Source organism: Streptomyces sp. FXJ1.172, assembly GCF_001636945.3.
Lineage (GTDB): Bacteria > Actinomycetota > Actinomycetes > Streptomycetales > Streptomycetaceae > Streptomyces.
Genome location: NZ_CP119133.2, coordinates 3,596,289 through 3,616,053 on the forward strand (window position 1 = coordinate 3,596,289; position 19,765 = coordinate 3,616,053).

Genomic DNA, 19,765 nt, shown 5'->3' on the forward strand with positions numbered 1-19,765 from the left:
CGAACGCGAGGGCCCGGTACCGAGTGTCCGCTCGGTACCGGGCCCTTGCGCGTGCCCCGCGCCCCTTTCCGGGGCGCTTCAGCCCAAGTACGCCTCGAAGTCCCAGTACGGCCGCACCCGTTGGCGGGCCGAGATGGTGTGGGGGTGCTGGGCTCCCAGGGTGCGGGTGAGGGCGAGCAGGGCGTCCTCCTCCAGCTTTCCGGCTTCCTCGCGTTCGTTCACGCCCCGCAGGTCCGCGGCGAGTGCCACCTGGCTGGAGAGGGTGAGCGGGTGCTCGTGGCCGAGGACCCGCCGGGTCCGGCGCAGGGTGTCCCGGCTCAGCTCGGCGGCCTCGGTGAGGCGGCCGGTGAAGTTGCGGGCGGCGGCCGTGTTCAGGGCGCAGCCGAGGACCCAGGGGTGGTCGGCGGTGAGGGTGGAGGTGAGTCCGGCCAGCGCGGCCTCCGACATGGCGAGCGCGTCGGAGCGCTCGCCCGCCACCTGCATGACGAGCGCCGTGTTGGAGAGCATGCCCGTGGCCACCGGGTGGGCCGGGCCGAGCAGGGCACGGTAGCCGGCCTCGGCCTCGCCGATCAGGTCCCGGGCGTGGCTCAGATCGCCGTGTTCGCGCAGGTAGTTGCCGTAGTCGGTGAGGAACGCCAGGGTGCGGTAGTGCTCCCGGCCGTGCAGCTGGACGAGTTGGTCGAGGAGGTCGGCCATCATGACGCCCACGTCCTGGCCGTGCCCGCCCTCACGGCGCCGGCACAGGGCCATCTGGACCCGCGCCGCCACCGTCTGCGGATGCTGGGGGCCGAGCACCTGCACATGGAGGCGGACCACCGGCTCCTGGCGGGCCAGCGCGTCCCGGAAGCGGCCGAGGAGGCGCAGGTCGTGGGTGACGGCGCTGGCCGAGTGGAGCGTGCTGATGTGCCGGGCGCGCAGGACGTTCTCGCGCCGGGTCAGGGTCTCCAGGTCGAGTTCGTACGCCTCCGCGTAGCGGCCGAGCAGCCGCAGGCTCACGCCGAGGTTGTGCCGGGCGATGAGCGTACCGACCTCGTCGGGTCCGAGCAGCCGTTCGTTGCCCTCCCACACCTGGAACTGGAGGGCGTGCGCCTCCTCGTAGCGGCCCAGGTAGCGCAGGTCGCTGGCGACGGAGCCCTGGGTGATCAGCTCGGTGAGTCCGTCGCTGCGGGGCGCGGCCTGCTGGCGCTCCAGCAGCCGCCGGTCCAGCTCGTGCGCCTCGCGGAACCTGCCGCTGGAGCGCAGGATGTAGCTCTCCTGGTAGGTCAGGTCGAGCATGCTCTTGTCCAGCGGGTCCATGGCGTTCGACCAGCGGTCGCGGATCTTCTGGGCCAGTTCCAGGCCGCTGTTGTACTCGCCGCTGCGCAGGCAGTACTGGAGGCAGTTGAGGACCGTGACCCGCACCCGGGGCTGGCCGCTGCTGAGCGCGCCAGAGGGCTCCAGGTGCGGCAGGAGTTCGGCGTAGCGCGGCCAGTTCCTGCTGTCCACGGGGTTGCCGGGGTCGGCCTCGGCGAGCAGGGTGCGCACCGCCCGGCGGTGGATGGCCCGGTTCTCCTCGCTGGTCAGCTTGGCCACGATGTCGTACACGAGCCGGTGCATGTGCACGGACTCCTGGTGCGGGCCCATCTCGGCGCCGAGCGGGCCGCGGGTCTCGCGGGTGAGCACCGAGTAGTTGACGAGGGTGTCCAGGGCGCGGGTCCAGGCCGGCAGGTCGGTGGCCATCCAGCGCAGCTCTTCGGGCAGGTCGGCCTGCGGGTAGGCGCGGATGAGGCCGAGGGGGATGCGCCCGGGCGCGAAGGACGTGCACAGCCCAAGGATGTCGATGGCCTGGGGCTGGGAACGGCGCAGCCGGTTGAGCAGTATCGACCAGGAGGTCATGGAGGACTGCGGGAAGCCCTCGCCGGTGGCGGGCTCGTCGACGGTGGAGAGCTTGCGTTCACGCACCATCCGCAGGTACTCGGGCACCTCCATGCCGGACTCGCCGAGCCAGGAGGCGGCCTGCACCAGCGGCAGCGGTACGTCACCGAACTCGGCGGCGACCTCGTCGGCCTCGGCCGCCGTGATGTGGGGGGCGCGGCGCAGCAGATAACCGGTGGACTCGGCGCGCAGGAAGGCCGGGATCTCCAGGACGTCGGTGTACTCGGTCCAGGCCCGGCTGCGGGAGGTGACGAGGACATGGCCGGCGCCCTGCGGCAGGAGCGCGTTCATGCCCTCGGATTCGTCCCAGCCGTCGAAGACGACCAGCCAGTTGGCGTACGGCTCGCCCCGGCGCAGCGCCTCCCGGACGGCGCGGATGCGCTCACCGGGCTCGCCGCCGATGGGCAGGCCGAGTTCCACGGCGAGTTCACCGAAGCGGTCGCGCTGGACGTTGCGGTCGTCGGAGTTGACCCACCACACCAGGTCGTAGTCGGTGCTGAAGCGGTGCGCGTACTCGGCGGCGAGCTGAGTCTTGCCGATGCCGGACATGCCGAGCAGGGTGCAGGCGGCGGCGCCTCGCTCGGCGTCGGACAGGCGCTCGTGGATCTCGTTGAGGAGGTCGTCGCGGCCGGTGAAGCGCGGGTTGCGGCGCGGCACCTCGCCCCAGATCTCGCAGCGCAGTTCCGGGTAGCGGGCCTCGCCGGGCAGGACGCGCGGACTGCGCCGGCGCTCCAGGCCGAGCCGGCTGAGCAGGCGCTCCTCGGCGGCCTCCGCGCCGAGCCCCCAGAGGCTGGCCGGTTCGAGGACGGCGGTGGCGGGCAGCAGCGGGCGGTTGGTGAGGTTGACGGCGGCGAACCGGTCGGCGTGGTGGGCGACGAAGCCGCGCAGCACGTCGTTCCATTCGCCGGCCGGGCGCGGGCCGAGTTCGAAGAACCAGTCGTTGAGCACGAGCAGCACCCGGCCGCTGGAGAGCAGCAGATCGCCGAGCGAGTCCTCCAGCGGGACCTCGCGCGGCGGGTCCCAGCGCTGCAGGGTGGCCCGGTGGCCGTGGCGTTCCAGGGTCTGGGCGATCCAGGCCGCCCAGGAACGGTGATAGCCGGGGAAGACCACCAGGAAGTGCTGTGCCCCGTTGGTGTCCGACCGCCGCTGCTCCGCCATCGCCGCTCCCTGCCTTCCACGCCCGACTCACCACGGGCGAGCGCCCGCACAACGTAGCGCAATACACCATGTACGACGTGTCACCCAGGACTTCGGGCCGCCACGCCGAGATCCGCGTGCCGCCGTTCCATCTCCTGGACGAACTCCCGCCCGGTAAAGGTCAGTTCATCGGATTCCCGGAGGATGGACAAGGCTTCGCCGACCTGATCCCAGGAGACCTCGAACTGGTGCCCGGCCCGGGTGCGCCAGCCGTCCGGCCCGGCGGGCCCGGCGCGGACCCGCCGCCACAGGTCGGTCAGGGCCAGATGGGCGTACGCGCCCTGGAGCACCCCGGGCACGGGACGCGGGTCGGTGCGCCAGCCCACCCGGTACCGGGCGCCGCCCGGCCGGTACAGCGGGACGAGTTCGTGCAGCGTGGCCAGCTTGGTGTGCTGGGTCTCGTGCACCAGCATCTCGGCCAGGCGGTCGGCGTCGTCGGGCAGCTGGCTGAGCATGGCGCCGGGCGCGGCCCGCAGGGTGGCGCTCATCGGCGGGCCGTGCGTCCGCCCCGAGGGAGCCAGGGGCACCACGGCCCGCAGCACCGCCCCGTTCTCCGCCACCCGGTCGGGGTCCACGGCCGCGAGCAGCGCCCGTGCGGCGAGCCAGCGCTCGGCCCACCGGCCGGGGGTGGAGTGCGGCCGCCCTACGGCGGGCAGCGCCTCGCGGCCTATCCCCTGGGCCGGCACCCGGTAGGGGTCGAGGTCGTCGAGGAGTACGGCGCTGCCGGGCAGCGCGCGAAGCCCCGACCAGCCGGTGCCGCCGCCGACCGGCCGGCCGCCGGGTCCGCCGCGGGCGAGCAGCACCTCGGTCCGGCCGGCGAAGTCGCCGATGCGCACCAGGCCCGGGTCTCCGCCGAACAGGACCCGGCCGGACGGGCAGTGCAGCACGCCGAGGCCGGGCAGCACGAGCACGCCCGAGGGCACCGCCCGCTCCCCCGACACGGCGCAGCCCGCGCGCACGGCGGCGGCAAGGGCGACCCCGCTCAGCTGGGCCAGCTGCCCTTCCAGCGCGGGGCCTTCGTCGGCGGCGAGCGCGGCGGTGAGCCAGGCTCCGGTCATCGGGTAGTCGAGGAGGGCGCGCACCGCCGCCGGGTCGGCGTGCTCGGCCCTCTCCAGCAGTGCCCAGTCGGCCTCGAAGCGGCCGCGGGCGGCCGGCGTGAGCGAGGCGCCCGCCCGCTCGACCCGGACCAGGAGGGCCTTCAGGAGCAGCATGCGACGCGCGTGGAGTGCGGCACGCAGTGCCGCGGAACCCGCGGGCGCGGGCCGGGTGGTGGCGAGTTGCCTGATGGTCTCGGCGGGGACGGTCGCCGGGATCATCCCCAGTCGTCCTCATCGGTGGCCGGCGCGCCGAGTCCGGCCGGAAACGTACGGTCCCCGGGCCAGGCCCGCCTGGCCGGCGGCCGGTCGGGCGGGTCCTCGGTCGTGTACCAGACCTCGCCCTGCTCCCGCGTCCGGCACAGGACGCCCGCCACCGCCGCCATCAGGTCCGGATCGTCCATGGCGCGCAAAGTCCGCAGGTCGACGTCGGTGAGATCGGGCGGGAACGCGGTCGGCCCGCCGCTCTCCCCGGGACCGGCCGCTCCTTTCCTCTGCTCCGCCACCTCGGCTCCTCCCTGCCCAACGCCCGCCCCGCACGGCCATATCGGCTGCCCAGTTCTTCCCGAGGTGCAGGAAGGAGAAACCCCGAATCGATCAACTCCGGTCAGTCACCGACCAGTTCGCCAGCTCCTCGGTCCACGGCCACCAGGGCGGAGCCGTCTGTCGCCACTGCTCCTCCGGCATCCGGCGGCCGGTGGCGGCCGCGAGGTCCGCGGACTCCTCCTCGGCCCGCCGGGTCAGCTCGACATCCGCCCAGTCGACCTCGTGCAGCGTGGCGAGCAGCCGCTGCCACTGCTCGCGGGCCGCCCGGAAGGCGCCGCGGGCCGCGCCGGGCCGGCCCATCAGCGCCAGCACCGTGCCGGTGGCGTGCCGGGCCCGTGCGGCGGTGACCGAGCCGGGGTCGCCGCCGTGCGCGGCCCGCGCCTCCCGCTCCGCGCTCTCGTAGGCCTGCAGCGCCTCCATCAGCGCCGGTGCGCCCGCGTGGTACCAGCCCTCCAGCCGCGCCCGCCCCAACTGCAGCCACGCCTCGGCCCGTACCGCCGCGTCGGCCGCCACGCGCACCGCCTGGCCGAGCAGGTGCCGGCTCTCGAACAGGTCGGGCAGGAAGCCGAGATGGCGGAACCGCTGGGCGAGCGCGCTGCCGACCAGCGCCTGGAGCCGGCCGCGCTGCGCCGAGCGGGCCGGCAGCACCTTCAGTGCCTCGCGCAGCACGTACTCGGCCCGGTCCACGACCTGCGCGCCGCTTTGTGCCGAGGCCCGGTGCAGCAGCGACTCGCCCCAGCCGGTCAGCAGCCGGCAGCGCAGTGCGCTGTCCGCGGGAGAGAGCAGCACGGCGCGTTCGTAGACCGCGTCGGCCTCGCCGCTGTGCCCGGTCTCGTCGTGGAAGGCGGCCAGCGCGGCCAGGCAGGGCAGGAGCAGGCGGGGCTCGTCCCCGGCGGCCCGCTCGGCCCGCTCGAGCGCCCGGCGGGTCTCGGCGTCCTCGGCCCCGGCGGCCCGCAGCGCCCGCGCCAGATCGAGCAACGCGGGGGCCCGCACCACATCGGATGCCTGACCGAACTCCAACAGAGCACAGCCTTCCCTGAGTTCGGGCACGGCGGCACCGGCCCGGCGCAACTCCAGCAGGATCCGGCCGCGCAGCAGGAGACGGGTCCGGTGCACGACCACGGCCCAGGGCACGGCCTCGGCATCCACGACGGCCGGCTGCCCTGCGGCGAGGGCCGGCTGCCCTGCGGCGCGGGTGCCCTCGTCCTCCCGGCCGGCCCGAACGCCCCGCTCCGCCGGACCGGCCGGGCCGGCCGTGGCGCTCTGGTCCACCGGACCGGCCGGCCCGGCCGCAGCGTCTTGGTCCACCAGTCCTCTCGGGCCGGCCGTAGCACCCCGGTCCGGCACATCCCTCGGCTCGGCCGCGGCTCCCGCGTCGGCCGGGCCGGAAGCCGCGGCCGGGTCCCCCGCGTCCCCCGCGTCTCCGCCCCCGCGCTGCCGTGCCCATACGCGTGCGCGTTCGGCCGGGGCCGGCCACGGCGGCGTGTCCGGGTCAAGGATCTCCAGCGCGGCCCGCAGGCAGTCGCCGTCCGCGGTGAGCTGCCACAACTCCCAGAGGCAGGAGGCCTGTTCGAGAGCCGCCTCGGCGCGCTCCCGGCTGTCGGCGCGGGCCTGCCCACGGGCGGAGCCGAGTTCGGTCACGGCCTGACGCAGCAGCTCCTCGCGCCGGCCCGCCGCGCGGACCGCCGCCGTACCGGCCTGTGCGCGCAGCACCCGGCCGAGCAGCAGCCGGGCCCGTACGGCGGTGAGCGGCGCGTCGTCCGAGCCGCTCACCGCCGTACGGGCGAGGTCCCGGGCCTGTCGCAGCACCTCCGGGTCGCCCCGGCGCCGCCACTGCTCGAACAGCCGGCCGCCCTCGGTGAGCGGGTCGACCGCCGGGCTCTCGGGCTGGTAGAAGCGCAGCACCCGGGCCGGGATCCGGGCGAACAGCTCGGCCTCGACGCTGCCGCCGTCCCGCGCCCCGGTGTCCTCGGCCAGCCCTCCCGCGCCGCCGGCCGGGTCGTGGTCGGTGAGCCGGGCGGCGGCGAGCGCGGCGAAGTTCCGCGTGCCCCGGCCGAAGTGCCGTTCCACGTACGCCGAGCAGTGCTTGAGGACGAGTCCGGCGGTGTCCTGGTCGAGGGAGGCGAGCAGCAGGTCCTGCACCCGGCCCGGGTAGACGAAGCAGGGCTGGTCCTCGGTGCCGGGCAGTTGCCGCAGCAGTCCGCCGAGCAGCACCTCGGCCAGCTCCATGGGCCCGGTGTCGGGCAGCATGGCCCGCTGCACCAGCTGCATCACGGGCAGCGTGAGCGGGGCCGCCGCGAGGTAGACGGCGAGGCGCACGGCGCCGGGCGAGGCGCCGGCGCGGAAGGTGCGCAGCAGCTCGTCGTCCCGGGGCGGGCCGGCCGCGGCGGCCGACGCGGACGGCGGGGCCGGCGGGGCCGTACCCGCTCCCGTCACCGCGGCCCAGGCGCGCTCGCTGGTCGGCCCGGTGCCCGCGAGCAGCCGGGCGAAGGCCTCGAAGGCGTGCGGGGTGGGCTGCAGGACCGGCACCGGCCGGGCGTCCGGGGCCGGTTCCTCCCACGGCTCGTCGTCGGGGACGAAGACGAGCCGCCCGCCGACCTCGGCGCCCCGCACCAGCACGCCGGGTTCGGCGGGCAGCGCGGTACGGCCCCACAGGCGGGGCGGCAGCGGCTGGACGACGGCGAGCGGGGCGGTGCGCGGCCAGGTGTGCAGCAGCCGCTGGGCGCTGCCGGTCTGCCACAGCGGGCCCACGCAGTCGCTGATGACGAAGGTGACGCAGCGGCCGGTGGGATCGTGCAGCTCGTCCGCCGGGCGCAGCCGGGTGCGCCGGCCGGGCCCGGCGGTCGTCCCCACCAGTGGCAGGCCGGCGTCCCCGTCGTGCCCGGCGTACAGCTGGTGGACGCGGACGGAGGCGAACGCGCCGGACTGCTGGCAGGCCTGGCGCAGCTCCTCGACCATCTGCCCCCACACGGCCATCGCGGGGCCGGTGTCCATCAGGAGCTGCACGTCGCAGCGCCGGCGGCGGCCGGGCCGGGTGACGGGGAGCAGGATGCCGCTGGTGGCGGCGCGGTCGGCGGTGGCCTCCTCGTCGATCCGCTCGTCCAGGCCGCGGGGGGAGCCGGTGCGGTAGCGGCCGAGGGCACGCAGCGCCTTCTCCAGGCCGAGCAGCCCGGGCAGGGCTCCCGCGGCGGGGGCGCGGACGGGAAACGCAGCGGGGGCGCCCTCGGCGGCCGGGCTCGCGGTGCCGGGGCTCGCGGTGCGCGTGTGCAGCGGGACGGGGGCGGTGGAGGGCTCCGGGCGCTGTGGGTGCGGGCCGGTCTCCGGATCCGGGAAGGGGGCGGGAGGTGCCGCCGGCAGCGGCACCGGCGGCACCGCCTCGGGCGGGTGGACGGGGGTGTCCGCGCTGGGCCCGGGTGCGTCGCGGGCCGGGCCCGCACCGAGCCGGCCGGCCAGCCAGAGCGCGTCGGCCACGTCCTCGGGGGTGAGGTCGAGCCCGCCCTGGCGCAGCTTGCCGATCAGCTCGTCCAGACCCATGCCGGGCATCGGGCCATCACCTCGTACGGTCGAGCGGCTGCATGAGCATCTCGGCGATGCGCTCCCGGGTCAGGCTCTGTGCGCGCGGGTCGTGCCGGGTGAGGAAGAGGGCGTTGAGGAGCTGGTCGGCGGCGAGCACCTCGCCCGGCTCGCGCTCCAGGAACCTGCGGATCAGCTCCGTGCCCGCGGCGACGCCCTCCGGCCCCAGGTGCGCCTCGACCATCGCGGTCAGCTGCTCCTCGCCGGGCGCCTCCAGCTCCAGCTGGATGCAGCGGCGCAGCAGCGGGGCGGGGAAGTCGCGTTCGCCGTTGGAGGTCAGGACGATCACCGGGAAGGTGGTGCAGGCGACGCGCCCGCCGTGCACGGCCACCCGGTCGCCGTCGTGCGTGAGCACCTCCACGACGGGCTCGCGGTCGGCCAGCCGCTCCAGCTCGGGGATCGCGAACTCGCCCTCCTCCAGGGTGTTCAGCAGGTCGTTGGGCAGGTCCAGATCGCTCTTGTCCAGCTCGTCGATGAGCAGCACGCGCGGCTCGCCGGCGGGCAGCAGCGCGGTGCCGAGCGGTCCGAGCCGGATGTACGACCCGATCCCGGAGGCGCTCCCCGGGGCCTCGCCGCCGCTTCGGGCGCGCTCCAGCTGGACGTCCTGGAGGCGGCCTATCGCGTCGTAGCGGTACAGGCCGTCCAGGAGGGTGGTGCGGCTGACGATCGGCCAGCGCAGCACCTTGCCGAGGCCCAGTTCATGGGCGATCGCGTAGGCCAGGGTCGACTTGCCGGTGCCCGGGTTGCCGGTCACCAGCAGGGGCCGGCGCAGATACAGGGCCGCGTTGACGGCGTCGACCTCGGCGGGCCGGGGTGCGTAGCTCTCGACCATCCGGCGCCGCACACCGAGCCGGCGGGCGCTGCTGGGGTCCTCCGGGCCGGACTCCTCGCTCTCCCGGCCCGCCGCGAAGTCGCGCCAGGGCGGCGGCGCCGGCAACCGCCGTACGCCGTCGTGCGGCTGGCCCACTCCGCGGTAGATCCGCCAGTCGTTCACCTTGGGCTCCTCCCGGCTCTGGTGATCATGCAGCGGGTCCCGGCCGTCCGGCCTATGAGGCTACCGCCAGCGGGCCGTGCCTGCCGAGTTTCAGGACGTCCGGCGTTCACTTCCGGCCGGGCGAACGCCCTTGCGGACCAAGCGGGTTGACGGGTCGTCCGGCCGGGTCCGGCCCGCGGCGGGGTCAGCCGCCCGGCGCGGCCAGCGGCGGCGGCCGCATCGCCTCCGCGCCGTACGGCGGCCGGTCCGGCGGATCGAACAGTACGGCGATCTTGCCGTGCAGTCCGTGGGCGCGGGCGGTGTCGGGGTCGGCGAGGCGGATGCGCAGGTCACGCACCGGGCCGTGCAGACCGCTCGCCTGCCGGGCGGCCGCCAGCAGTTCGGCGGCCTGGCGGTGGAAGGCCCCGCACTCCGCGTGGTCGTGCCCGTCCCGGCGCCAGAGCACCACCGAGTGCCCGGCCATCAGCGCGTCCCGCATCGCGGCCTGCCCCTCTCCGCCGCCGACGGGCCCGCAGTAGACCGGTACGCACGCGTCGCCCAGCGCGGACAGGGCGCCGTAGTACGGCAGGCGGCCCCCGGGCCGCACACCGGGCTGATGCCCGGCTCCCGGCAGCCGCCCGTGCAGCGTCCCGGCGGCGAGCGGCCCGCCCTGCACGCCCGTCCAGCGCCGGCGCCACTCCGGGGAGGGCGGCAGCGCGTTGCGCCGCTCGTCCCGGACCACGACGGTCCGCCGCATGCCGAGGGGGATGGCCCGCTCGTCCACGAAGTCGTCCTCGTCGTCGTAGTCGCCGTAGTCGTCGCAGTGGTCGCGGTCGTCGTAGTCGTCCCCGCCGCCGGGCCGCTCGGGCAGCAACTGCCATTCGTCCACGGGCAGATCGAACAGCCTGCGCGGCAGGAACACCTCGATCGCGGCCAGGTGCTCCCCGTGGTCGCCCTGGCTCAGCGCCCGGGCCAGCGGCTCCCGCAGCGCCCGCACCAGCTCCTCGACACGCACGCCCCGGTCGTCGGCGGCGACCGGGGTGACGTCCCGGCCGTCGTAGATCAGCTGCACGCTCCAGGGGTAGCGGCCGTCGTACATGGCGGCGCCGACCTTGACGAGGACGTCGGTGCGGGAGGCGACGGGGGCGGGTGTGGCCGCGGGCGCGGCGGCAGGCCCGGGCGTGGGCGCGGGCCGCGGCGGCGATCCGCCCCCGGCCTCCAGGAGCGCCCGGATGGCCTCGCCGACCGCCCAGTTGCGGTGGCCGGCGGCCTGTCCGGCGATCCAGTCGGTGAACGCGCCGAGCCGGCCCGGGTCCACCTCCCCGGCCCGCTGCGACGCGATCTTGCGGGCCACCTTCGCCGCGTAGAGCAGCACGGCGTCCAGATCGACGAGCGTCCCGCCGCCGCCCGCCTCCAGCGTGCGCAGCCCGTACAGCAGTCCGGCACCCTCGCGCCAGGTCCGTACGTTGCGCAGCACCAGCGACGGCAGGCGCTCGCCGCGCACCTGCTCCTTCACGTCCTCCACCAGATGGACGACCTCACCCGCGCCGGCCGGCGGCGGCAGCTGGGCGAGATGACCGTAGAGCCGGGTGCGCAGCTCGGCGGTGATGCCGGTGACCGCGGGTGCGTAGCCCGGCAGTCCGGCCTGGTAGGCGGTCCAGTCGGGGTACGCCGGGACGGCGGAGGACATGACGGAGACGGCGGGGGCTGGGGAGACGGAGGAGCCGGGAGAGGCGGAGGAGGGTACCGAGCCTGGTGAGCTGAAGGGGGCTGCAGAGCCGGGGAGGACCGGGGCGACGGAGAAGGCAGGGGAGGCAGGGGAGGCGAAGGAGGCTTCCAGGCGGCGCAGGTGATGCAGGTCGTGCGCGCGCAGCGCCTCGCGTACCGCCGGGGCGCCGTCGCGCAGGTCCAGCAGCTCGTACAGCGCGGTGACGGGGACGGCGACGCCCTCCTCCGGCCGGCGCCCCTTGATCACGCCGACGACCGAGCCGTGCCGCAGGTCGAGCACCGGGCCGCCGGAGAGCCCGCCGACCGGGAGACTCCCGGCGAGCAGCAGGGCCCGGGCGTCGGAGCCGGCGAGTTCGCCGTCGCCGTGCCGGATGCCCAGCTCGCCGGTCTGCACGGACCAGCCGTAGAGCCCGACCGGGGTCCGCGGGCCCGCTTCCCGGTCGGCGAGCCACAGGCAGGGCACGTCGTCGGCGCCGGTGACTTGGACGAGCGCGAGGTCGGGGAACGGCCAGCGGTCCCGAGCCGCCTGCGCGGCGTCGGGGCGGGGTGCGACGAGTACGGCCGTGCCGGTGCCGGTGCGCTCCGCCCAGCCGTCGGCTGCGGAGCGCTCCAGCCAGGTCACGCTCATGGCGCTCTCCCCTCGGCACACCGCGGCTCCTCCCCTCCCCACGACATGCGCGCACGTCAGCAGCCAGCCGGGAGCGATGAAGAACCCCGACCCCCAGTACGGGTCACGGTCCGTTGCATACCCATCACCCGGTGCGCCGACGCGTGCCAGGCAGGGGCGCACCATCGCAGCGAAGGTGCTCATACGGAGCCGGGGGCCGCCGCCTGCGGCGGTACGGCCGGGCCGGCGTCCGGTCCGGGATCCGCGCCGCCCGCCGTGGTGGCGGGTTCGGTCCAGCTCAGGGACACCGTGAGGGACGACTTGCCGCCGCCCTCCGCGATGGCGCTCACGATCTTGCCGGACTGCGCCGTCAGTTCGATTCCGAAGCTGACGGAGACCTGCACCGGGGCCGGGGTGTCCAGACCGGCGCGCAGGGAGCGCACGACCCCGCCGACCGTGCCGGCCAGTCCCCCCGCCATGCCGATGACCCGATCCCCGAGCGAGGTGTCCGTGTACCCGCCGTACCCGCTCTCGTCCCCCGCACCGATCCTGGCCCAGACGACGGTCCCGTCGTCCAGCCGTATCCGTTCGACTCCCGCGGTCATGACGCCCCCCGTTCCCCGATGGGAGGAGAAGGCTAACTCCAGGGGAAAGGGAGGGGGAGGGGGAACGAACGATACGGCTGATGATCGCTACTCGTCGTCCTCGTCGTCGAGCCGCGCGAGCCAGGTGGCCAGCCGCTCGACGGGCACCTCGAAGTCGGGGTTGAGATCGACGAACGTGCGCAGCTGCTCGGCGAGCCACTCGAAGGTGACCTCCTCCTCGCCACGCCGCTTCTCCAACTCCTCGATCCCGCGGTCGGTGAAGTACATGGGGTGCGTCTCCTGCATCTGCATCAAGGCCGACATTGCCTGCACAGACAGCCTATGCAACGCGGGGAACCGCCCGGCGGGCCACGGGCGCCTTGACTTCCGGCGTCCACGATATATCGTGTTTTACGGAAGACGCGATATGGCGCGTCGTGACCGTGTCCGGCCAAGGAGGCCCCATGCCCGAGTGGTCCGTCGTCGAGCCCCAGAAGCTGACCTTTGACGCCGGCGTGAGCGAACTCCAGGTCCGCATCGTCAGCGGAACGGTCAACGTGATGGGCACGGAAGAAGGTTCCGCACGCCTCGAAGTCTCGGAGATCAAGGGCCCACCCCTCGTGGTCACCCAGAAGGGCGGCACTCTCACGGTGGCCTACGAGGACCTGCCCTGGAAGGGCTTCCTGAAGTGGCTCGACCGCAAGGGCTGGCGGCGCAGCGCCGTCGTCTCCCTGGCCGTCCCCGCCGACACGCGCGTGGAGGTGGGCGTGGTCGACGCCGGCGCGGTCGTCTCCGGCATCCGCGGCCCCGCCGTGGTCAAGGGGGTGACCGGCGACACGACCCTGGTCGGTGTCTCCGGCCCGGTCCGCGCCGACACCGTGTCGGGAAACCTGGAGGCCCAGGCGGTCACCGGTGACCTGCGGTTCAACTCGGTCTCGGGCGACCTGACGGTCGTCGAGGGCTCCGGCCGCTCGGTCCGGGCCGACTCCGTCAGCGGATCCATGATCGTCGACCTGGACCCGGACGGTCCCACGGAGGTGAGCCTCACCAGCGTCTCCGGCGAGATCGCCATCCGCCTGCCGCATCCGGGAGACGCCGAGGTGGAGGCGAACACCGCGAGCGGCACGATCTCCAACGCCTTCGACGGACTGCGAGTGCACGGCCAGTGGGGCGCCCACAAGATCACCGGCCGGCTCGGCGCGGGCACCGGCCGGCTCCGGGCCACCACGGTCTCCGGTTCGATCGCCCTGCTGCGCCGCCCGCCGCGCGAGGACGAGGGGGACACCGCGTGGGGGTCCGAGCCGCCGCGGGACCCGGGCACCGCCCCCGCCACCGGCACCCCGGCCGCCCCAGGAGACAATTCCGTCTCCGACCAGGGCACACAGGCCGCAGAGGCCACCGATGCCCCGGCCGACGGCACGACCGACAAGAAGGTGCTCTGACATGCCCCCCGTCTTCGCCCACGGGCGCCTGCGCCTGTACCTGCTCAAGCTGCTCGACGAGGCCCCTCGCCACGGCTACGAGGTGATCAGGCTCCTCGAGGAACGCTTCCAGGGGCTGTACGCCCCCTCCGCGGGCACGGTCTATCCCCGGCTGGCCAAGCTGGAGGCCGAGGGCCTGGTCCGGCACACCACGGAGGGCGGCCGCAAGGTGTACGCCATCACCGACGCCGGCCGTGCCGAACTGGCCGACCGCAGCGGCGAGTTGGCCGACCTGGAGCTGGAGATCCGCGAGTCGGTCGCGGAACTGGCCGCCGAGATAAGGGCCGACGTGCGCGGCGCGGCCGGCGACCTGCGCCGCGAGATGCGCGCGGCCGCCTCCGAGGCCCGCCGGGACACGAAGACGGGCGCGCCGGCCGGGGAGTACGGCGACCTGGGCGACGACAAGGAGTCCTGGCGGTCCGCCAAGGAGGAGATGCGCCGGGTCAAGCAGGAGTGGAAGGAGCAGGCCCGCCGCGCCAAGGACGAGAGCCGCCGGGCCCGTGAGGAGGCCCAGCGGGCCCGCCGCCAGGCCCAGGAGGCACAGGCGCGGGCGCGGGCCCAGGCCCAGGAGGAGATGCAGCGCATCGCCCGGCACGTCCAGGACCGTGTGCAGGACCACTTCACGCGCGGCGACTGGCCGACCGGCGTCCGCGAGGGCCTGACCGAACTGGCCAAGGAGTTCGGCGATCTCGGCAAGGACTGGAGCAAGGGCTTGGGCAAGGACCGGGGCTTCACCCGCGCCCCTGAGGACACGACCGCGCCGTCCGCCCCGGCGGAGCCTCACTACGTCCCGCCCGCCGAAGCCTTCACCGCCGGGTACGAACCCTCCTGGGCCCACGAGGACTTCACCGGCGACCCGGCCCGTGACCTGGACCGGCTCCTGGACCGCTTCCGTGACGACATCCGCGACGCGGCCCGCGACCACGGAGTCACCCCCGGCCAGCTCCAGGAGACCCGCAGCCACCTGTCGACGGCAGCGGCCCGCATCGCCGCGCTCCTGCACCAGCCGAAGGCCTGACAGGGCCCCGGCAGCCGGGATCCCCGCGCGAAGGAGGCGGGCCGGGAAACACCCCGGACCCGCCCGGCGACCCCACCAGCCGGCAGGGTTCAGGAGTTGGTGAGCACGATCTTGCCGAACTGCTCCCCGGACGCGAGCCGCTCGAAGCCCTCCCGGGCCCGGTCCAGCGGCAGTTCCTCGTCGATGACGGGCCGTACGCCGGTGGCCGCGCAGAAGGAGAGCAGGTCCTCCAGCTCCTCCTTGGTGCCCATGGTGGAGCCGACGACCTTCAGCTCCAGGAAGAAGATCCGGGTCAGCTCGGCGTGCGAGGGCCGGTCGCCGCTCGTCGCCCCGGAGATGACGATCGTGCCGCCGGGCCGCAGCGACTTCACCGAGTGGGACCAGGTGGCCGCGCCCACGGTCTCGATCACGGCGTCCACCCGCTGCGGCAGCCGCGCGCCCGGCTCCACGGCCTCCACGGCCCCCAGCTCCAGGGCCCGCTTCCGCTTGGCCTCGTCCCGGCTGGTGGCGAAGACCCTGAGCCCCGCCGCCTTGCCGAGCATGATCGCGGCCGTCGCGACGCCGCCGCCCGCGCCCTGCACGAGGACGGAGTCACCGGGTCGCACCCCGGCGTTGGTGAAGAGCATCCGGTACGCCGTCAGCCAGGCGGTCGGCAGACAGGCGGCCTCGGCGAAGGACAGTTCCCTGGGCTTGGGCAGCACGTTCCAGGTCGGCACGGCGACCTGCTCGGCGAACGTGCCCTGGTAGCGCTCGGTGAGGATGGAGCGCGGCTCGTCCGGGCCGACGCCGTGGCCGGTCTGGCCGATGACGGAGTGCAGGACGACCTCGTTGCCGTCCGCGTCGACCCCGGCGGCGTCGCAGCCGAGGATCATCGGCAGCCGGTCCTCCGGGAGGCCGACGCCCCGCAGGGACCAGAGGTCGTGGTGGTTGAGGGAGGCGGCGCGCACAGTGATCGTGCTCCAGCCGGGCCGGGCCTCGGGAGCCGGACGCTCCCCCAACTCGAGGCCGGTGAGCGGCTGGTCGCGGTCGATTCGGGCGGCGTAGACAGCGAACATGGGCCCGACGATAGGTGCACCGCACAGCCGACGGAACCAGGCGGCTCTGTGACACATGCCCTCTTGCGCACCAGCACCCGTGCGGCGCAGCCCACGCCCGAGCGGCCCTAGCTAGTGCTGCGACCGGAAAGGTTCACCGGCAAACCTTTCCGGCCACAGCACTAGCCCCTCCCACCACCCGACGCGGGGGCGGCCGGGAAAGGAGACGGCCCCGCCTCAGCAGACGGGGCCGTCTCCATCCCAGAGCCGAGGTCAGCGTCGGGCAACGCCCTCGGCACGAGCGGCAGCCGCCACCGCCGCCGTGACAGCGGGAGCAACGCGCTCATCGAACGGCGACGGAATCACGTAGTCGGCGGCCAGGTCGTCCCCGACCACAGCGGCCAGCGCCTCCGCCGCGGCGATCTTCATGCCCTCGGTGATCCGAGAGGCCCGCACCTGCAGCGCCCCGGCGAAGATGCCCGGGAACGCCAGCACGTTGTTGATCTGGTTCGGGAAGTCGGACCGCCCGGTCGCGACGACCGCCGCGTACTTGTGCGCGACGTCCGGGTGCACCTCCGGGTTCGGGTTGGCCATCGCGAAGACGAAGGCACCCTCGGCCATGGAGGCCACGGCCTCCTCCGGGACCGTACCGCCGGAGACGCCGACGAAGACGTCGGCGCCCGCGAGGGCGTCCGCCAGCGAGCCGGTGATGCCCGCCTTGTTGGTGAAGCCGGCCACCTCCTGCTTGACCGGGGTGAGGTCCTCCCGGTCGGCGGAGATGACGCCCTTGCGGTCCGTCAGTGCCACGTCCCCGATGCCGGCCTCGACCAGCATCTTGGCGATGGCGACACCGGCGGCGCCGGCGCCCGAGATGACGGCCCGAAGCTGCCCGATCTCGCGGCCGCTCAGCCGCGCCGCGTTGCGCAGCGCCGCGAGCGTCACGACGGCCGTACCGTGCTGGTCGTCGTGGAAGACCGGGATGTCGAGGCGCTCCTGCAGCCGGCGCTCGATCTCGAAGCACCGGGGTGCCGAGATGTCCTCCAGGTTCACTCCGCCGAAGGACGGGGCGAGCCGGACGACGGTCTCGACGATGTCGTCCACGTCGGTGCAGTCGAGCGCGATCGGGACCGCGTCGACGCCGCCGAACTGCTTGAACAGGATCGCCTTGCCCTCCATGACGGGGAGGGAGGCCTGGGGACCGATGTCCCCGAGTCCGAGCACGGCCGTGCCGTCGGTCACGACGGCGACCACGCTCGACTTCCACGTGTAGTCGTTGACCAGTTCCGGCTGCTCCGCGATCGCGGTGCACACGCGCGCGACGCCGGGCGTGTACGCGAGGGAAAGGTCGTCCTTGTCACGGACCGGCACGGTGGCCTGCACGGCCATCTTGCCACCGCGGTGCAGCGCGAACACCGGATCGAAGGAATCGAGGGGCTCGGCCCCGCCGTCCTGGTCCGTTGTGCTGTCGCTGCGAGGATTGACGATCTCCGCTGCCACTTTGTCTTACCCCTTAGGTATGCATGGTTTGAGGGTCGACCACTCCTGGTGAGGGGTGGGCGGGCACCGCGCAAGGCCCGATTGCTGATACGTACGAGCACATACGCGACGGGCGCGCCGCACACGCGCCCTGAGCCCCGGATGAGGGGTGTAAAGAACCTTCTTACCGGACGGACGGCGCCCACGACGAGTCCATTAGGTCCAAGGTCACATCTGGCAACTAGAGAGCCACACGCGGCTGACACGAGGCTGACGTCCGCGCCGGGCACACGCGGCCGTGGGTACGCGCGTAGATGCGCTGACCGCATCGTGAGATGAACGGAAGATCTTCCGGCCGGAGTGCTGGATTTCCGCAGATGGTTCGGCGGTCAACACCCTTGCTGCACCGACCTGATGTGGTTCGGGGGGTCACCCGTTATGCGATTTTGACATGGTACTAGCCCTGAATGGCGTAGTCCGAATGGCAAGATGCCGTAAACCCACGAGGTCGCGACACCCGAAGGTGTGTGTCCCCGTCGACCCATCGGAAAATCTTCCCCATCCGCCGGAGGAACCACGATGACCGCAAGCTCCCCCCGTCGCACCCCTGCCGCGCACTCCCGTCTGGCCGCGGTGGGTGCGATCGCGGTCGCGGGCGCTCTGCTGCTCACCGGCTGCGGTGACCAGACCAAGAACAAGAGCAACGGCTCCGGCAGCACCTCCACCGGCAGCGCCCCGCTCGCCGACAAGCTCCCGGCCGACATCCGGAGCAAGGGCGAGATCAAGGTGGGCTCGGACATCGCGTACGCCCCCGTGGAGTTCAAGGACTCCTCCGGCAACGTCACCGGCCTCGACCCGGATCTCGCCGCGGCCATGGGCAAGCAGCTCGGCGTGAAGCTGACGTTCGAGAACGGCACCTTCGACGCCCTGCTCACCGGTCTGCGCTCGGGCCGCTACGACATCGCGATGTCCGCGATGACGGACAACAAGAACCGCCAGAACGGCGTCGACCCCGACACGGGCAAGAAGGTCGGCGAGGGCGTCGACTTCGTCGACTACCTGACCGCCGGCGTCTCGATCTACACCCGCAAGGGCGACACCCAGGGCATCAACGGCTGGTCGGACCTGTGCGGCAAGAAGATCGCCGTGGAGCGCGGCACCGTCTCGGAGGACCTGGCCAAGCAGGAGGCCAAGAAGTGTCCGGGCGGCAAGAAGCTCTCCATCGAGCCGTTCGACGACGACCAGCAGTCCCAGACCCGGCTGCGCTCGGGCGGTGTGGACGCCGCCTCCTCCGACTTCCCGGTGGCCGCGTACGCGGTGAAGACCTCCGGCGGCGGCAAGGACTTCCAGATAGTCGGCCAGCAGGTCGAGGCGGCCCCGTACGGCATCGCCGTCGCCAAGAAGGCCACCCAGCTGCGCGACGCGCTCCAGGCCGCGATGAACGCGATCGTCAAGAGCGGCGAGTACCAGAAGATCCTCGAGAAGTGGGGCGCCCAGGACGGCGCCGTCAAGGAGTCCGTGATCAACGGCGGCAAGTGACCCGCACCCCGAAGCGGCCACTGAGAGGCAACACCCGTGACTGACACAGACAAGACGGCCGGGCAGACGCCGGCCGGGGAGACCCGGGCCACCCGCCCGGAGGCCATCAGGGCCATCCCGGTGCGGCACTACGGACGCTACGTCACCGCCGTCGTCGCCATCGCGATCCTCGTCGCGATCATCTACGCGTTCGGCCAGGGCAAGATCAACTGGCACGCGGTGCCGGAGTACTTCTTCGACCACAGGATCACGACCGGTGTCGGCAAGACCCTGATGCTGACGGTGCTGTCGATGCTGATCGGCATCGTCGGCGGCATCGTCCTCGCGATCATGCGGCTGTCGAAGAACCCGGTGACCTCGTCGATCGCCTGGTTCTACATCTGGTTCTTCCGCGGCACCCCGGTCCTGGTCCAGCTCTTCCTCTGGTTCAACCTGGGCCTGGTCTTCGAGTACATCAACCTGATGCCGTTCTACAAGGACTACTGGTCGAACTTCATGACGCCGCTGCTGACGGCGCTGCTCGGCCTGGGTCTGAACGAGGCGGCGTACATGGCCGAGATCTGCCGGGCGGGCCTGCTCGCGGTGGACGAGGGCCAGACCGAGGCGGCCCACGCGCTGGGCATGAGCCACGGCAAGACCCTGCGCCGGGTGATCATCCCGCAGGCGATGCGCGTGATCGTGCCGCCGACGGGCAACGAGGTCATCAACATGCTGAAGACGACCTCCCTCGTGGCGGCCGTCCAGTACCCCGAGCTGTTCCGCTACGCCCAGGACATCGGCCAGAACTCCGGCGCCCCGGTGGAGATGTACTTCCTGGCCGCGGCCTGGTACCTGATCATGACCTCCGTGCTGAGCGTCGGCCAGTACTACATCGAGCGGTACTACGCCCGCGGTTCCAGCCGCAGCCTCCCGCCCACCCCGTGGCAGAAGGTCCGGTCCCACCTGACGACCTTCTCGAGCAGGAAGGTCACGGCATGACCGACAAGCCGAGCAAGCCCGCC

General features: G+C 73.5%; 14 protein-coding genes. 4 read left to right on the top strand and 10 right to left on the bottom strand.

Features of this window, described 5'->3' with window-relative positions:
* Positions 1 to 78: 78 nt before the first annotated feature.
* The 8 genes from fxsT to A6P39_RS15845 all read right to left on the bottom strand — a co-directional run bounded on the left by fxsT (position 79) and on the right by A6P39_RS15845 (position 12,504).
* Positions 79 to 3,072 (bottom strand): FxSxx-COOH system tetratricopeptide repeat protein, encoded by a 2,994-nt coding sequence (fxsT, locus tag A6P39_RS15810; RefSeq protein ID WP_067055654.1) that lies wholly within the window; start codon positions 3,070 to 3,072, stop codon positions 79 to 81.
* Between the two features lie 80 nt (positions 3,073 to 3,152).
* Positions 3,153 to 4,427: an aKG-HExxH-type peptide beta-hydroxylase gene (locus A6P39_RS15815; RefSeq protein ID WP_067055652.1), complete on the bottom strand. Its 1,275-nt coding sequence runs from the start codon at positions 4,425 to 4,427 to the stop codon at positions 3,153 to 3,155.
* On the bottom strand, positions 4,424 to 4,711 hold the full coding sequence (locus tag A6P39_RS15820) for a hypothetical protein (RefSeq protein ID WP_107304534.1): 288 nt from the start codon (positions 4,709 to 4,711) through the stop codon (positions 4,424 to 4,426). Before A6P39_RS15820 ends, A6P39_RS15815 begins: the two co-directional genes overlap by 4 nt.
* Positions 4,712 to 4,802: 91 nt before the next feature.
* Complete coding sequence (locus A6P39_RS15825) at positions 4,803 to 8,294, bottom strand: SAV_2336 N-terminal domain-related protein (RefSeq protein ID WP_067055649.1); 3,492 nt, start codon at positions 8,292 to 8,294, stop codon at positions 4,803 to 4,805.
* 7 nt (positions 8,295 to 8,301) lie between these two features.
* Positions 8,302 to 9,318, bottom strand: coding sequence for an AAA family ATPase (locus A6P39_RS15830; RefSeq protein ID WP_067055646.1), 1,017 nt, complete (start codon positions 9,316 to 9,318; stop codon positions 8,302 to 8,304).
* A 184-nt stretch (positions 9,319 to 9,502) separates the two neighbouring features.
* A complete protein-coding gene (locus tag A6P39_RS15835; RefSeq protein WP_079133810.1) occupies positions 9,503 to 11,836 on the bottom strand; it encodes a VMAP-C domain-containing protein in 2,334 nt (777 codons plus the stop codon).
* A complete protein-coding gene (locus tag A6P39_RS15840) occupies positions 11,833 to 12,237 on the bottom strand; it encodes a CU044_2847 family protein (protein WP_234379263.1) in 405 nt (134 codons plus the stop codon). The genes A6P39_RS15835 and A6P39_RS15840 overlap by 4 nt, the downstream gene beginning before the upstream one ends.
* A gap of 87 nt (positions 12,238 to 12,324) precedes the next feature.
* Positions 12,325 to 12,504: a DUF6104 family protein gene (locus A6P39_RS15845; RefSeq protein WP_003992906.1), complete on the bottom strand. Its 180-nt coding sequence runs from the start codon at positions 12,502 to 12,504 to the stop codon at positions 12,325 to 12,327.
* A 176-nt stretch (positions 12,505 to 12,680) separates the two neighbouring features.
* On the opposite strand from A6P39_RS15845, the gene A6P39_RS15850 reads away from it, so the two are divergent.
* Positions 12,681 to 13,658 (top strand): DUF4097 family beta strand repeat-containing protein, encoded by a 978-nt coding sequence (locus A6P39_RS15850; protein WP_067055640.1) that lies wholly within the window; start codon positions 12,681 to 12,683, stop codon positions 13,656 to 13,658.
* 1 nt (position 13,659) lies between these two features.
* Positions 13,660 to 14,715, top strand: coding sequence for a PadR family transcriptional regulator (locus tag A6P39_RS15855; RefSeq protein ID WP_067055637.1), 1,056 nt, complete (start codon positions 13,660 to 13,662; stop codon positions 14,713 to 14,715).
* An 89-nt stretch (positions 14,716 to 14,804) separates the two neighbouring features.
* Here A6P39_RS15855 and A6P39_RS15860 read toward each other — a convergent pair whose 3' ends face one another.
* The gene (locus tag A6P39_RS15860; protein ID WP_067055634.1) at positions 14,805 to 15,770 is read right to left on the bottom strand and encodes a zinc-binding dehydrogenase; all 966 of its coding nucleotides are present in this window, start codon (positions 15,768 to 15,770) and stop codon (positions 14,805 to 14,807) included.
* A 252-nt stretch (positions 15,771 to 16,022) separates the two neighbouring features.
* Positions 16,023 to 17,246, bottom strand: a complete 1,224-nt coding sequence (locus A6P39_RS15865; protein ID WP_067055631.1) for an NAD(P)-dependent malic enzyme — start codon at positions 17,244 to 17,246, stop codon at positions 16,023 to 16,025.
* A gap of 558 nt (positions 17,247 to 17,804) precedes the next feature.
* On the opposite strand from A6P39_RS15865, the gene A6P39_RS15870 reads away from it, so the two are divergent.
* Positions 17,805 to 18,764, top strand: coding sequence for an ABC transporter substrate-binding protein (locus tag A6P39_RS15870; RefSeq protein WP_067055628.1), 960 nt, complete (start codon positions 17,805 to 17,807; stop codon positions 18,762 to 18,764).
* Positions 18,765 to 18,800: 36 nt separating this feature from the next.
* A complete protein-coding gene (locus A6P39_RS15875) occupies positions 18,801 to 19,742 on the top strand; it encodes an amino acid ABC transporter permease (RefSeq protein WP_067055625.1) in 942 nt (313 codons plus the stop codon).
* The last annotated feature ends 23 nt before the right edge of the window (positions 19,743 to 19,765 follow it).

What these genes read in the sequence shown, in the direction of transcription:
- fxsT (WP_067055654.1), bottom strand. Translation starts at nt 3,072, where the DNA reads ATGGCGGAGCAGCGGCGGTCGGACACCAACGGGGCACAGCACTTCCTG.
- A6P39_RS15815 (WP_067055652.1), bottom strand. Translation starts at nt 4,427, where the DNA reads ATGATCCCGGCGACCGTCCCCGCCGAGACCATCAGGCAACTCGCCACC.
- A6P39_RS15825 (WP_067055649.1), bottom strand. Translation starts at nt 8,294, where the DNA reads ATGCCCGGCATGGGTCTGGACGAGCTGATCGGCAAGCTGCGCCAGGGC.
- A6P39_RS15835 (WP_079133810.1), bottom strand. Translation starts at nt 11,836, where the DNA reads ATGAGCACCTTCGCTGCGATGGTGCGCCCCTGCCTGGCACGCGTCGGC.
- A6P39_RS15840 (WP_234379263.1), bottom strand. Translation starts at nt 12,237, where the DNA reads ATGACCGCGGGAGTCGAACGGATACGGCTGGACGACGGGACCGTCGTC.
- A6P39_RS15845 (WP_003992906.1), bottom strand. Translation starts at nt 12,504, where the DNA reads ATGTACTTCACCGACCGCGGGATCGAGGAGTTGGAGAAGCGGCGTGGC.
- A6P39_RS15850 (WP_067055640.1), top strand. Translation starts at nt 12,681, where the DNA reads ATGCCCGAGTGGTCCGTCGTCGAGCCCCAGAAGCTGACCTTTGACGCC.
- A6P39_RS15855 (WP_067055637.1), top strand. Translation starts at nt 13,660, where the DNA reads ATGCCCCCCGTCTTCGCCCACGGGCGCCTGCGCCTGTACCTGCTCAAG.
- A6P39_RS15860 (WP_067055634.1), bottom strand. Translation starts at nt 15,770, where the DNA reads ATGTTCGCTGTCTACGCCGCCCGAATCGACCGCGACCAGCCGCTCACC.
- A6P39_RS15870 (WP_067055628.1), top strand. Translation starts at nt 17,805, where the DNA reads ATGACCGCAAGCTCCCCCCGTCGCACCCCTGCCGCGCACTCCCGTCTG.